This window comes from Vreelandella glaciei, from assembly GCF_013415125.1.
Taxonomy (GTDB): domain Bacteria; phylum Pseudomonadota; class Gammaproteobacteria; order Pseudomonadales; family Halomonadaceae; genus Vreelandella; species Vreelandella glaciei.
Genome location: NZ_JACCDE010000016.1, coordinates 103,685 through 117,731, shown reverse-complemented (window position 1 = coordinate 117,731; position 14,047 = coordinate 103,685). Strand labels below are relative to the sequence as shown.

13 protein-coding genes are annotated in these 14,047 nt (G+C 56.8%); 10 read left to right on the top strand and 3 right to left on the bottom strand.

Annotation, left to right across the window (positions count from 1 at the left end; all coding sequences use genetic code 11):
* Nucleotides 1-309 precede the first annotated feature (309 nt).
* The 10 genes from glyA (at nucleotide 310) to HZS80_RS12310 (ending at nucleotide 10,228) form a co-directional block, all read left to right on the top strand.
* Nucleotides 310-1,575: a serine hydroxymethyltransferase gene (gene glyA, locus HZS80_RS12355; RefSeq protein WP_035555357.1), complete on the top strand. Its 1,266-nt coding sequence runs from the start codon at nucleotides 310-312 to the stop codon at nucleotides 1,573-1,575.
* A 519-nt stretch (nucleotides 1,576-2,094) separates the two neighbouring features.
* On the top strand, nucleotides 2,095-3,036 hold the full coding sequence (locus tag HZS80_RS12350; RefSeq protein WP_179916261.1) for an HAD-IIB family hydrolase: 942 nt from the start codon (nucleotides 2,095-2,097) through the stop codon (nucleotides 3,034-3,036).
* 50 nt (nucleotides 3,037-3,086) lie between these two features.
* Nucleotides 3,087-4,307, top strand: a complete 1,221-nt coding sequence (locus HZS80_RS12345) for a glycosyltransferase family protein (RefSeq protein ID WP_179916260.1) — start codon at nucleotides 3,087-3,089, stop codon at nucleotides 4,305-4,307.
* Between the two features lie 268 nt (nucleotides 4,308-4,575).
* Nucleotides 4,576-5,442: an MBL fold metallo-hydrolase gene (locus tag HZS80_RS12340; RefSeq protein WP_035555366.1), complete on the top strand. Its 867-nt coding sequence runs from the start codon at nucleotides 4,576-4,578 to the stop codon at nucleotides 5,440-5,442.
* 29 nt (nucleotides 5,443-5,471) lie between these two features.
* Nucleotides 5,472-5,939, top strand: a complete 468-nt coding sequence (locus HZS80_RS12335; protein ID WP_179916259.1) for a YeeE/YedE family protein — start codon at nucleotides 5,472-5,474, stop codon at nucleotides 5,937-5,939.
* A gap of 11 nt (nucleotides 5,940-5,950) precedes the next feature.
* Nucleotides 5,951-6,370: a DUF6691 family protein gene (locus HZS80_RS12330; protein ID WP_179916258.1), complete on the top strand. Its 420-nt coding sequence runs from the start codon at nucleotides 5,951-5,953 to the stop codon at nucleotides 6,368-6,370.
* Between the two features lie 125 nt (nucleotides 6,371-6,495).
* On the top strand, nucleotides 6,496-7,212 hold the full coding sequence (locus HZS80_RS12325) for a response regulator (protein ID WP_035555376.1): 717 nt from the start codon (nucleotides 6,496-6,498) through the stop codon (nucleotides 7,210-7,212).
* Complete coding sequence (locus HZS80_RS12320; RefSeq protein ID WP_179916257.1) at nucleotides 7,209-8,528, top strand: ATP-binding protein; 1,320 nt, start codon at nucleotides 7,209-7,211, stop codon at nucleotides 8,526-8,528. Before HZS80_RS12325 ends, HZS80_RS12320 begins: the two co-directional genes overlap by 4 nt.
* A gap of 27 nt (nucleotides 8,529-8,555) precedes the next feature.
* Entirely contained in the window at nucleotides 8,556-9,221 is a 666-nt protein-coding gene (locus tag HZS80_RS12315; protein WP_179916256.1) for a c-type cytochrome, read from the top strand.
* Nucleotides 9,218-10,228, top strand: coding sequence for a c-type cytochrome (locus tag HZS80_RS12310; RefSeq protein ID WP_179916255.1), 1,011 nt, complete (start codon nucleotides 9,218-9,220; stop codon nucleotides 10,226-10,228). The genes HZS80_RS12315 and HZS80_RS12310 overlap by 4 nt, the downstream gene beginning before the upstream one ends.
* Before the next feature lie 89 nt (nucleotides 10,229-10,317).
* Here HZS80_RS12310 and dsbG read toward each other — a convergent pair whose 3' ends face one another.
* From dsbG to HZS80_RS12295, 3 genes are all read right to left on the bottom strand, one after another.
* The gene (dsbG, locus tag HZS80_RS12305) at nucleotides 10,318-11,100 is read right to left on the bottom strand and encodes a thiol:disulfide interchange protein DsbG (protein WP_179916254.1); all 783 of its coding nucleotides are present in this window, start codon (nucleotides 11,098-11,100) and stop codon (nucleotides 10,318-10,320) included.
* Nucleotides 11,101-11,165: 65 nt separating this feature from the next.
* Entirely contained in the window at nucleotides 11,166-11,981 is an 816-nt protein-coding gene (locus HZS80_RS12300) for a TlpA family protein disulfide reductase (RefSeq protein ID WP_179916253.1), read from the bottom strand.
* 119 nt (nucleotides 11,982-12,100) lie between these two features.
* Nucleotides 12,101-13,867, bottom strand: coding sequence for a sugar phosphorylase (locus tag HZS80_RS12295; protein WP_179916252.1), 1,767 nt, complete (start codon nucleotides 13,865-13,867; stop codon nucleotides 12,101-12,103).
* Nucleotides 13,868-14,047 lie beyond the last annotated feature (180 nt).

Below are 14,047 nucleotides of genomic sequence, written 5' to 3'. Positions count from 1 at the left end.
ACGTTCATCAGGGTCAGGGGATAGCGTCCCCATTAAGAGACCGACTATACGCACGCATCGGCTTATGTTGTTCATCATCGGAGCTTGCAACCGGGGAGGAGTCCCTATACGCAATGACAAAGAAGAGGCTATTCGGAATGACACCGAAAAGCGTTATTGCCCAATCGGTCAACCTTTGCTGACTCGCACAACATGAAGCACGCTCATGCACGACCTGACGCGGATGCGATGAAAGTAGTGTCAGGCTGCGTTATGATACCGGCCTCGCTTCTTCCATGATGATCCTTTCTCGTTACGAGGTTCCCGCCGATGTTCAGCCGTGATATGTCAATTGCCGGATTCGATGATGTGCTGTTTGATGCCATGCAGAAAGAAGTGGCGCGCCAGGAAGCCCACATCGAACTGATCGCTTCCGAAAACTACGCCAGCCCCCGCGTACTCGAAGCCCAGGGCAGCCAGCTGACCAATAAATACGCCGAAGGTTACCCCGGCAAGCGTTACTACGGCGGTTGTGAATTCGTCGATATCGCTGAAAACCTAGCGATTGATTACGCCAAAGAGCTGTTCGGCGCTACCTATGTCAACGTACAGCCCCATTCGGGCTCGCAAGCCAACAGCGCCGTTTTTCAGGCACTGGTTAAGCCAGGCGACACCATTCTAGGCATGAGCCTGGATGCTGGCGGTCACCTGACTCACGGCGCCAAGCCGAGCTTTTCGGGCAAGCACTACAATGCCATTCAGTACGGCCTCAATGACCAAGAGCTGATCGATTACGACCAAGTGGCCCAGCTTGCTCGTGAGCACAAGCCCAAAATGATCATTGCCGGTTTCTCTGCCTATTCGCAAATTGTGGATTGGGCCAAGTTTCGCGAAATCGCCGATGAAGTGGGCGCTTACTTACTGGTCGATATGGCGCACGTCTCAGGCCTGGTTGCGGCGGGTGTTTACCCCAGCCCCTTGCCCCATGCGCACGTGGTCACGTCTACCACCCACAAAACGTTGCGCGGCCCGCGTAGTGGTGTGATTCTCTCGGCAGAAAACGACGCGGATATCGAGAAGAAGCTGCAGTCGGCGGTATTCCCCGGTGGCCAGGGCGGCCCCTTGATGCACGTGATTGCTGCCAAGGCAGTTTGCTTCAAAGAAGCCATGGCGCCTGAGTTCAAAACCTACCAGCAGCAGGTGGTGAAAAACGCCAAGGCCATGGCCAAGGTGTTTATCGACCGCGGTTACGACATCGTCTCCGGCGGCACTGAAGACCACCTGTTCCTGCTCTCGCTGATCAAGCAGGGCGTAACCGGTAAAGACGCCGATGCGGCGCTTGGCCGTGCCCACATCACCGTCAACAAGAACGCCGTTCCTAACGACCCGCAAAGCCCGTTCGTCACCTCCGGCCTGCGTATTGGCACGCCGGCAGTCACCACACGCGGTTTCGGCGAAGAAGAGTGTACCCAGCTGGCTGGCTGGATCTGCGACATTCTGGACGTCCTGGCCAAAGGCGAAGACACCAGCGCCATTGAAGCGAAGGTGCTGGATAAAGTGGCTGACGTCTGCGCACGGCTGCCTGTTTATAAGTAGTAGCTATAGCGATTCTCCTGGCTAAGGACAGCCCAAAAAACGGGTGACCCATGCGGGCCACCCGTTTTTTGTCTCTGTTGTGGCAGCGCATAAAAAAAACCCGCCGGGGGAGGCGGGCATGAAAGGGCTTGGTTCACTGCAGCCCACTGGCATCAGGTGAGGGGTATACAAGACCACCAGTGGTTACAATTTGAGTATAGCTATTTATGAGGCGTTGCCAAGTGCTGTCTCAGTTTTTTAAAGTTTTGTCTCATTTTTTTAATGGGTATCGGTGCGACAGTGCACTATTGTGTTCCATGCATTATTTTGGTGCATTCAGGCTGCTTCCTTTTGGTGCTTGGGAGTGTGGTGCGCCATAAAAATCTAAAAATCCCCGGTAACCCCCTGCTAAAGCTACACTTCTCTGATTTGGCTTATAACTTGCTATCCTTTTCATAGCCAACTACTCGTTGGTCATCGCCATAGGGCATCGCAGGCTACTGTCTTGACGATGTGCTAAGACCGAATAGAGGTAGTGCCATGCCGGAATCCAATCAGTTTTCAGCGCCGCTTTCTCCGTCGCCTTCTCCGTCACCATCGCCGGTAGACCCAGCGTTTCAGCCGCGTCTGGTAGTGACCGATTTAGATGGCTCGCTGCTGGATCACCATAGTTATGACTTTAGTCCCGCCGCGCCGTGGCTTGCTCGTTTAAAACAAATGGGTGTGCCGGTCATTCCGGTCACCAGTAAAACCCGTGCGGAGTTGATTCCGCTGCGCGAAGCGTTGGGCCTGACGGGTACGCCTTTTATCGCTGAGAATGGAGCGGTGATTGGCCTGCCGCCAGGTTGGTGCCATGCGCGGTTAGACCGCCCTGGTAGCGGTCGCGATGGCGTTGTGATTAAACACCCAGGGGTGGATGTTGGCTTTATTCGTGCGCGCTTAAAGGTGTGGCGCGAGCGCCTGGGGTTTCAATTTACCCGAATGGGTGAGCTGAGTGTGCAGGACGTCATGGAGCTGACTGGATTGGACGAGCCCCGCGCCCGTGATGCGCGGCAGCGGGAAGGCAGTGAGCCGTTGTTATGGAAAGACAGTGACTCAGCATTAGAGACGTTTCGTGCTGCTCTGGAGGGGGATGGCCTACAGCTAACACAAGGCGGGCGTTTTTGGCATGTTATGGGGCGCTCGGCGGATAAAGGCAGTGCAGTAGAGTGGTTAGTGAAACGTTTTACGGCATTAAGAGGCCGCACGCCTCTCTCGTTAGGGCTGGGTGATGGACCGAACGATATCTCTATGCTTGAAGCGGTTGATCAAGCCGTCGTCATCCGCGGTTGTCACAACTTAGTCGTAGAGCCGCGTAATACTTCGCTATATCGCACGGAAGCAACAGGGCCGACCGGCTGGGCAGAGGGGGTTGCCCACTGGTGGGGGCGAGACGACCGCCGTTTAGCGACGGCGGAGAAAGATGATGCTGTTGTTATTTGAGAACAGTTCGGTATTTGAGAACCGTTCCATGAATCCAGGGAGGCAAGCGCATGAGTGACTTTCATCAAAATGGGATTATTACCGACTTCCATAACCTGACTAAGCGTTCAGTCGAGGCACTTGAAGAGGAGCTATGCCAATTTTCCCGACGGCGGCCGATGGGCTTGATTCTACCGTCGCTTTTTTCCGAATTGGAAGGACCTGCGCTTTCAGCGATTGTTGATGAACTGGTTAAGGTCCCTTACCTCAGCGAGATTGTTATTGGCCTGGATCGAGCCGACCGCGAACAGTTTTTATACGCACGCGAATTTTTCTCGCGTCTGCCGCAGCATACGCGCATTTTATGGAACGATGGCCCGCGCCTGAAAGCGCTCGATGCGGAACTGGGAGAGCATGGGCTAGGGGCGTTGGAGCCAGGCAAAGGACGCAATGTGTGGTACTGCGCAGGGTATATGTTGTCATCTGGGCGCTCGACGGTGGTCGGGCTGCACGATTGCGATATTCTCACCTACGAGCGTGGCCTGCTGGCACGGTTGATGTACCCGGTGGCCCACCCCAATTTCAACTACAGTTTTTGCAAAGGCTATTATCCCCGCATTGCGGAAGGCAAGCTAAATGGCCGGGTTTCTCGGTTGTTAGTTACGCCGTTGCTGCGGGCGCTGAAAACCGTCTGTGGGCCGCTGCCCTATCTTGACTACTTGGATAGCTTCCGTTATCCACTTTCGGGTGAGTTTGCGATGCGTAGCGAAGTGCTGGAAGGCATTCGTATCCCCGCTGATTGGGGGCTGGAAATCGGTGTGCTATCGGAGCTGCAGCGTAACTACTCACTGCGCCAGCTCTGCCAAGTCGATATTGCCGATGCCTACGACCACAAGCATCAACCGGTTAGTGAAGATGATCCCAACGGTGGCTTAAACCGGATGAGTTTGGATATCTCAAAAGCGCTGTATCGAAAATTAGCCACTCAGGGGATTACCTTTAGCAGCGAAGATTTCCGCACGCTCAAGGCGACTTACTACCGCTTCGCATTGGATTTGATCGAGGCCTACGACCACGATGCCACGATGAATGGTCTGAGCCTTGATCGCCATAGTGAGGAGCAGGCGGTTGAGCTATTTGCCAGTAATTTGCTCGAAGCAGGCAACCTTTTCCTGGATAACCCCAGAGAACGGCCCTTTATTCCCAGTTGGAACCGGGTACAGGCGGCCGCACCTGACTTACTTACCCGCATGCACGAGGCGGTCGAGCTGGATAATCAAGGTAAGGTTTAACCCCACAGACTGCATAATGAAAAAAAGCCAGCTACCCACCGGTAGCTGGCTTTTTTGTCATTGAAGAGTTCTGCCCCTATGTCGTTACTATCGGCCTAAACAGGATAGAGATGAGCGAAATGTCTCATAAATGCTGTTTGGTGTATCACTCTTATTTTTTTGAATAGTAGCTGCTGTAATATTCAAAAATAGTCTAACGATAGAACCTGTAATGCACTATGCTGTCTTTAAAGCATGAGAATGCGATTACCACTAATGGGAGGCAGCAATGCAACGCCCAATCGTTACACCCTTTTTTGATGAGCCCACGAACACCTTTAGCTATGTCGTTCAAGATCCCGACAGCCGCGCCTGCGCGATCATAGATTCGGTACTCGACTTTGATTATGCCGCAGGGCGAACGGATGTGCGTTCAGCTGACAACATCATCGCCTTTGTTCGCGAACACCAACTTGACGTCGCCTGGATTTTGGAGACTCATGTGCATGCCGACCACCTCTCGGCAGCCCCCTATCTGCATGAGCAACTAGGGGGCAAAACCGGCATTGGTGCAAAAATAGTCAAGGTGCAAGAGATCTTCGGCAAGGCGTTCAACGCGGGTACCGAATTTGCTCGGGATGGCAGCCAATTTGATGCGCTGTTCGAAGAAGGGGATACGTTCACCATTGGCCAATTACAGGGCCATGTGCTGCACACCCCAGGGCATACGCCCGCCTGTTTAACCTACGTAGTGGGCGATGCCGCTTTTGTAGGCGATACGCTGTTTATGCCGGATTATGGCACCGCGCGGTGTGACTTTCCCGGCGGCGATGCGCGCACTCTTTATCACTCTATTCAAAAAGTGCTGGCGCTTCCCGAGCAGACGCGGCTGTTCTTATGCCACGACTACAAAGCCCCCGGCCGCGATACCTTTCAGCATGAAACCAGCGTAGCGGAACAGCGCAGTGAGAATGTCCATGTTCATGAAGGCATCAGCGAAGACGAGTTTGTGAAGATGCGCACCGAGCGCGATGCCACCTTAGGCATGCCACGGCTCATCATTCCTTCGGTGCAGGTCAATATGCGTGCAGGGGAGCTGCCTCCGGCGGAAGAGAACGGCACTGTCTATCTCAAAGTGCCGATTAATTTTTTCTAACGGTTTAAATGCGATCTAAGGAGTCACCAGTGGATTGGACAGCAGGTTTACAAGGGCTGGTTGGGGGTGTGTTGATCGGACTTTCCGCCACCTGGCTAATGGCAACGCTGGGGCGTATCGCGGGCATCAGTGGCATCGTGGGCAACTTGATAACCCAACGCCCCAAGGGCGATAGCACTTGGCGAGTGGCTTTTCTATTAGGGCTGATTAGCGGCCCGCTTCTGCTTATGGCGTTAGGTGGCGGCTTGGGAAACGTGGCAGGAAGCCCGGGTGAGGTGATTGGCGCGCCAGCCGGTGGTGTCGGATTGATGTTGGTGGCCGGCTTGCTGGTGGGTGTGGGCACAGGGCTTGGCAGCGGTTGCACCAGTGGGCATGGCGTATGTGGTCTGGCACGCTTGGCGCCACGCTCCATGGCAGCCACCGGTATGTTTTTGCTGACGGCGCTAGTGACCGTTTATATCTCGCGCCATCTGTTAGGCCTAGGCGGTGTGCAATGAACAGGAGTGTCATGAACAGGAACGCGATGAAAACAGCGGCTGGTTATGCGGCGGGGCTGATGTTTGGTTTGGGTTTGGCAATTTCCGGCATGACCGACCCAGCACGAGTGCTGGGGTTTTTAGATGTAGCGGGCGCCTGGGACCCGACGCTGATGTTTGTGCTTGGCGGGGCCGTGGTGACCACCTTTATCGGCTATCGGCTGGTATTCAAGCGTTCGGCACCCCTGTTGGGTGGCGTCTTTCAGCTACCGACTAAACAGGAGCTGGATGGCAAGTTGCTGGGCGGCGCAGCCCTGTTTGGCATTGGCTGGGGGCTTTCCGGCTACTGCCCTGGGCCTGCGATCGCCTCTATTGGCGGTGTATCACTACCGCTAGCGGCCATGCTGGTGACGATGGTGCTGGGGTGGTTTGCCGCCAAAAGGCTCGGCTAATATAAGTCGGACTTATATGGCTGCTGCTGCTAACGCCCTTGCCTTTACTGCAAGGGCGTTTTGTTTTCTTAACGCTGGGTTAATGCGTGGCCGTCATGCTGTCAGGTAATAAAAAGGAAACCGTTATGCACGTCTTGCTGATTGAAGATGACCCGCTGGTGGCATCGGGTATCCGCTCTGGATTAATGACCTTCGATTTTGTCGTCGACCACGTCTCCACGCTCAACGCCGCTCGCCAATCGATGCGAACAGTCACTAGTGATGTGGTCATCCTTGACCGTGGCTTGCCGGATGGCGATGGCCTGCAGCTGTTGGCCGAGTGGCGTGAGCAGGGCGTCGATGTGCCGGTGCTAGTGTTAACCGCAAGAGATACCGTGCGAGACCGAGTGGATGGCCTGCAGGGCGGTGCCGATGACTATCTGGTCAAGCCCTTCGATCTGGATGAATTAGTTGCGCGCCTGCACGCTCTGCTGCGCCGTGTGGCAGGGCGCAGCAGCGGCATGATTTCCCATGGAGCCCTCGCGTTAGATCCCGCCGCCCGCGAAGTGTATGTCGAAGGGCAACTGATCTCACTGTCTCGCCGTGAGCTGGTGCTGCTGGAAACCTTCCTACAATCGCCGCGTAGCGTACTGTCGGCCGATCAGCTCAAAGACAGCCTTTATGGCATGAATGATGATGTCGAGAGCAATGCGCTGAATGTGCATATTCACCATCTGCGCCGCAAGCTCGGGAGCGGAGTGATCGAAACGGTGCGCGGGCTTGGCTATCGGCTGGGCAAGCCTGAGGCGGTGCACTTGGCGGGCACGCCTTATAAGGGTCGGCTATATAAGGACCAGCTATGAGTTTACGCGCGCGCTTACTGCTCACCCTGGGGCTCACCCTGGCGTTGCTATGGGGTATCGCCGCGGCGTGGCTGATGCGTGACCTGGAAGACAAATTTGTAGAAACCCTGGACCAACGCCTGGCGCAGTCGGCACGGATGGTGGCTGGGCTGGTTTTGCAGCTTCCCCTTGATGTATGGGCGAACGCCGAGCATCCAGTGCTCTCCATTCCCTCTATTGAAGGGCTGGCCTGCCAGGTGCATTCCCCCCAAGGCGAGGTCATGGCGCGCACCCATGCTGATATGGACGATGTGCTGGCACCGGGAGAGGGCGGGCACACTTATCGCCAGGCTGGCGATGTGACCTGGCGGGTCTTCACCTACGAGCGCAATGGCATCGTGATTACCACCGCCGACCGGATGGATGAAAGGAACATACTGCTCAGCGGTGTTATTCGGGTGGCGGTGGTGCCGTTTGTGGTGGCGCTGGTGGGCAGCATGGTGGCGCTGTGGCTAGGCATCTGGCGTGGGCTGGCACCGCTGACACGGCTGCGAGAGTCGCTTGCCAACCGCCATCCGGATGCGCTGGCCCCGGTGGCTACTTACGGCTTGCCAAAAGAGATCCGGCCCCTCATTACAACGCTTAACGCGCTGTTGGCGAGGGTGCAGCAAACCATTATCCGCGAACAGCGCTTTACCAATGACGCCGCGCACGAGCTGCGCACGCCGCTGACGGCCATCAAGACCCACCTGCAAGTTGCCCGCCGCGTTGAAGGGGAAGCGGCGAAGGCATCGCTCAATCAGGCGGAAGAGGGCGTGGTGCGGCTGAGTTCAACTCTTGATCAGCTGCTGACTCTGGCACGGGTAGAAGGGCGTGCCCGGTTTGATGATGGCGAGGTAAGCCGTGTTGCCGATGTGGCCGAGTGTGCCCTGGCGGATTGCCACCACAGTCACTCTGGCCGCTTTGTGGTGCCCGTTGGCTGGCCAGAGACCACCCTGGCCATGCCTCGTGAGCTAGCGATTACCGCGCTACGCAATTTGCTCGATAACGCGCTGCACCATGGGCCGCCGGAAACGCCCGTAACGCTGGAGGCGCAGTGGGAGCACGGGCAGCGCTTTCTTACCTTCAGCGTCAGCGACCAGGGCTCTGGCGTCGATGACGCGACGCTCAAACAACTGACGCAACGCTTCTGGCGCGCCAGCAAACAGCAGGGAAGCGGGCTGGGGCTGGCGATTGTCGCGGCAATCGCTGAACGATTCGATGGCGAAGTGGCGTTTGCCAGCCCGGCAGGGGGCGGGTTTACCGCTCGCCTGATGGTGCCAGTGGCGGACAGTTAAAAAAGATAACGCAAGGGAGAAACCGATATGAATAACACATACGTTAGCAGGGTTGGTCTCTGTGTAGGTATCACCCTGATCGCCGCAGGGGCGGTGGCTCAGGAGGGGAATATGGAGCGGGGGCAAGCCGCCGCGGCCAGCTGTAGCGCCTGCCACCAGGCCGATGGCAGTGGCATGAATGTGCCTGATGGTGAGTCCTGGCCGCGTTTAGCTGGCCTGGATGCCGACTATATAGCCAAGCAGTTGCATGATTTTAAGGCGGGGCGGCGTGACAACGCGACGATGGCAACATTTGCCAATATGCTCAACGACCAGCAAATCGCCGATGTGGCCGCCTACTACAGCCAACTGCCCGCTACTCAGGGGCAAGGGGGTGATGAGGCCAATGAGACGCTGCTGGCCCGCGGGCAGCAGCTCGCCGAACGTGGCGATTGGAACGCCTACATTGTTTCCTGCCAAAGTTGCCATGGGCCAGGGGGCAAGGGCGTAGGTGACACCTTCCCAGGCATTGCAGGCCAGCATGCCGGCTACATCCACACCCAATTGACGGCGTGGAAAAACGAGACACGCAGCAACGATCCGCAAAACCTGATGGGCGCCATTGCCAAGCGCATGAGTGATGACGACATCCAGGCTGTATCCGCCTGGTACGCCAAGCAACCCGCCTCTGCCGACCAGGAGTCAACACAATGATAACCTGTCCACGCCCTCTCGTTTTAGCGCTTACTGGCTGTTCATTGACAGTCGGCATCGGTATTAGCGTTTACGCCACCAGTGTCCTTGCTCAGGAAGAGCGGGCGGATGCAGCGCTGAACCAACTGGTGCACGAACCGCCCACCATGGAAGATCTGGAAAGTGCCGATATTCATCCGGAACTGAAAAAAGTCATCCGCTACGGTCACGATCTATTCACTAATACGCAGCAATTGCGTGGTGAGAATGTCTTCAATGACATGAACTGCTCCAGTTGCCATCTGGGGGAAGGGCGGGTGCCGTTCAGTGCCCCGGTGTGGACAGCGGCCATTACACTGCCGGACTTCCGTGGCAAGAACCAGCATGTGAATAACTTGGAAGAGCGTATCGCCGGCTGCTTTGCCTACTCTATGAACGGCGTGCCGCCGGAGTATGGTAGTGATGAAATGTTGGCACTCAGTGCCTATCACCAGTGGCTGGCCACCGGCGCACCGATGTATCCCGACAAGCCGATTTATGGTCGTGGCTTTCCAGCGCCAGAAGAGCCGACCGAAGACCCCAGCTACGCTAGAGGGGAAACTGCCTACCAGGAAAACTGCTCGATATGCCACCAGGAAAATGGTGCCGGGCACTATGAAAATGATGAGTACGTGTTTCCCCCGCCCTGGGGTGACGGCTCCAATAACTGGGGAGCAGGCATCGCGCGGCTGGAAACCATGGCGGGCTTCATTTATCAAAACATGCCGCTTGGCCAGCCCCGCTCGCTCAGTGATCAACAGGCCTGGGATATTGCCTATTATATAACCAGCCAGGAGCGTCCTCAGGATCCTCGCTATACCGGGGATGTCGCCGAGACGGCGGAACGGTTCCATGGCCGTTCACTCTATGGTCAAACCCGCGAGCATGATGGTCATGTGCTGGGAGATCATGACAACTTCGGAGAGAAAGGCGATATCAAACCCTGGAATGTAGGCATGCCGAGGTTTGAAAACTTATCGGAGGAGTGAAAGTGGTAATCGGTTGCAACACTGCAGGATGTAACGTCAGCTCGCGACCACGGTGTCGCGAGCTGACGTTGAAGAGTGACGCCGCGGCTTCAGGGCGCTTCACTGCCCATCATGTCGATCAGCCGCTCATCACTGGGCATACCCTGAATGCGGTCAAGACGCACGTTCCCGTTCTCTGTTTTCCGCTGAAAAACCGAGGTGGGGGTAGCATACAGCCCCAGCTCCTCGAACAGCTGGTTATTGGTATACACTTGTTCTTCAATTTCCCTTGGTTGGGCGCTAGCTTCGACTTCCTGCTGGCCACTTTCATGGGCATGCAGCGTCGCAGCCGGGTCACCGGCTCCGAGTAGGGCGGCTGCTTTTCCAGGGCTGTCGGGCGCTAAGATTCCGACCATGATATGACGTAGCTGTACCTTACCTGCTTCCACCCAGGGGCGAACGTCTTGCCAAAGCTGGCGGCAATAGGGGCAGTTGGCGTCCGTGAAGGTGTAAATCACACGGGAGGCATCCACGTCACCATCCTGAATCCAATGACTTTCGCTCAGAAGCTGCCAGGTCTGTGCTTCTAAAGGCGCACGCACGTGCTCGTCCAGTTGCGCTTCAGTGAGGTCGTTACCCTCGCTATCCGTCAGTGTCCCCACCACCGCGTGCTCGCCATCTGGGGTCAGGTAAATGGCCATGTCCTGGCCCTGAACGCTGGCGCCATAGCCGCGCAAACCGCCAGGGGCGTCAAACTGGCCATGAATTTCCAGGCCCTGGTCGGCCAGTGCCTGTACTGGGGCAGGGAGATCATCGGCGTAGCCTGTGGATACTCCTCCCAGCCCTGCCAGGAGAACAAAACGGCTGATAGTGGTGTAGTGGTTCAAGCGCATTGCAACATCCTGTTGAGTGAGTTGACGTTAGCCAGGCGAAAAAAGGTGGTCGGCTCGTGCAGCAATCAGCGTAAACGCTCCAATCCTTGCTGCAGGGTGGCGCTGGAAAGTTCGCCAAAATGAGTGCTGACGAGTTGGCCGTCGGCATCATAGTAAAGTGTGGTAGGCATCGCGTTGGCGCCGGTAGCCTGGCCAACGGCATTGCGTGGGTCTTGCCAAACGTTATCGAGAGAAAAGCCGTACTCATCCATAAAAGCGTTGATCTGGCCGAGCGACTCCCCTTGGTTAACGAACACAAAGGTGATGCCGGGTTCATTATCCTGCGCTTGCGCAAACACCGGCATTTCACGGATACAGGGCGGACACCAGCTGGCCCATAAATTGACCACCATGGGTTGCTGGGTCGAGCGTGACAGGTGGGGAAGGTCAATGGGCTCGCCTGAACGGGTAGTCAGCGCCACCTCCGGCAACGGCCGGGATTGATGCTCTATCATGGTGGCGCTAGCGGCGGTCAACCCCCAGACAAGGCCGCCCGCCAGCAGGGCACCGGAAAGTGGCACCCGCTGGCGAGGGGAGCGCCACAGCGTCCAGCCGGCGTACGCCAGTGCCGAGACAAGACCACCGACAATATCAAAGCCGCCATCTCGAATATCCAGGCGGGAAAGTAGCCCCTCGTATTCGCCCCAGTAACGCAGGACAAAAACCAGGCGCGCGCCGACAAGGGCAACCAGCAGCAGGGTAAACAGCGTATCGCTGACGGCTACCCGATGGCGCCTTCCCAACAGCGCGCCAGCCAGCAGTGCCAATAAAAAGGCCAGGCCGATCAATAGCTGGTGAATACTAAAGCCCATCGGGCCAAGGGCGATGCTTTGTTGCAACATAACCAGTAACGATCCTTCATGTGATCTTGGTCTGGCATCATCGCAGCACTGGATTATTTAAGGATTATGTTAGTCGCCCCTGGGGCGTTATGTCGCAACTGGCGGGGGAGGCGCCGCGACTAACCGGTGGCCACCAGCCAGCGCACCGCATAAGGCGGCAGGGCGCCTTCGGCCACCCACGGGTTGCTTGGGTCAAGCGCCTGCCATGCGTGTTGGTTCAGCGATTGGGTTACCGCCTCACCCACATTCGCTAAGGGGAGCGGCAGGTCGGTGACGTTATATAGTGCCAGCAGACGACGGCCATCATGCAGGGGGCCACGTTCCACCGCCAGCAATTCTGGGGGCGATTCCAACACCCGCTGAGCAGCACTGGGGTGAAAACAGGGTTCTTGACGACGCTGATCCAGCAGCCGGTTTAAGGCATGAAACACATCGTGGGTAGGGGTGGAAGGACTATCCAGTAGCAGATCCAGCTCGCTACGCTGCCAGCGCCGCCGGTTGATCGAGCGCAGGCGACCACTGCGCTCAACGCCTTCTACATCGTTGAGTGTGCCCGTCAGCGTATGAATATAGAGGGCTGGTATTCCCTGCAGGCTGAGCATGATCGCTTGGCTGCAGAGGAAGCGGGCTATTTGCCATGGATCCGGGCCACGGCGGGTGCCGCGCATGGCTTCAAACCAGGTGATGTTGATCTCGTAGGGCGTGTCGCTGCCATCCGGGTTGCTGCGCATGCTGACAAAACCGCCGAATTTGTGCATCAGCTCCAGCAGTGCATCGCGCTCGTGATCGGGCAGTAGGCCTTCCAGTGGGCGCACACCAATACCGTCATGGCTGGCGGTAAAGTTCAGGTAAGTACAGTGGTCAGGCAGAACCGGCAGGCTGGCAAGCCAGGTTTGCAGCGTGCTGGCCTCGCCACGGGTTAAGGTATGGAGCAGCAGCGGCGGCAGCGTGAATTGATAAATCATGTGCGCTTCATCGGGCGGCCCCTTGGGGAGCCGTTCAAGCCCGAAATAGCTGATGTTCTCTTGGTGCGGCACGTTGGTTTCGGTAATCAGCAGAGTGCCGGGGGCGACATGGTCGACAATCGCGCGAAGCAAACGCACCACGGTGTGGGTTTCCGGCAGGTGAATACAGGAGGTGCCCAACCGCTTCCATAAGAAAGCCACCGCATCCAAGCGGATAATCCGTGTGCCCTGCTCCAGGTAGAAGAGCAGAATGCCGACGAACTCCAGCAGAACATCGGGATGTTCAAAGTTTAGATCGAGCTGGTCTTCGGAGAAGGTTGCCCATAGATAACGGGTGCCGCGCCGGGTTGAAATAGGTACCAGCAACGGGTTGCTGCGGGGGCGAACTACCTGAGAGACATCGGTGTCAGGGTCAACTTCGATGAAGTAGTCGCGGCCGGGCAGGCTGCCGCTCAGGTAATCCACAAACCAGAGCGACTCCCTGGAAACATGGTTGAGCACCAAATCGGCCATCAGGTCGTAATGACCGGCGAGCTCGCGGATATGCGACCAGTCGCCAAGCTCACTATTCACTTCCCGGTAGTGGATCACCGAGAAGCCGTCGTCGCTACTCCACGGGAAGAAGGGCAGCACATGCACGCCGCTGATACGCTCGCCCAGCCGCGCTTGAAGAAAATCGCTAAGGACTGCCAGTGGCGGCACACCCTCTTCTATAATGGAGTCACCATAGCTAATTACCCACTGATCTTTTTCGCTCCATGAAGGTGCTTTTTTGGAAGGAGCATCGCCGGGGGCGGACGAAAAAGGGGCAAGCGACAGAAAATGCTCAAGGTGTTGATTTAAGCGGCGCTGCACTTCGCCAGCACGCGGCCCGTATAGGTGGCTGAGGTAGCCGTGCACGGTCTGCTCAAAGGGGGACATGGGTGGCTCCTGATAAACAATCTGCCACAAACGCTGCAGCATGTGTGCCAAATCGTTACAATGCGAGGTTGATAGCGCGTTTAAACGCTAACATCCATTAGCTTAAGACGTTGATGCCGGTTTAAACGCCATTAATAGCATATTCATTGCCAGGTTATAACACGCTAACTCGTGCGGCAC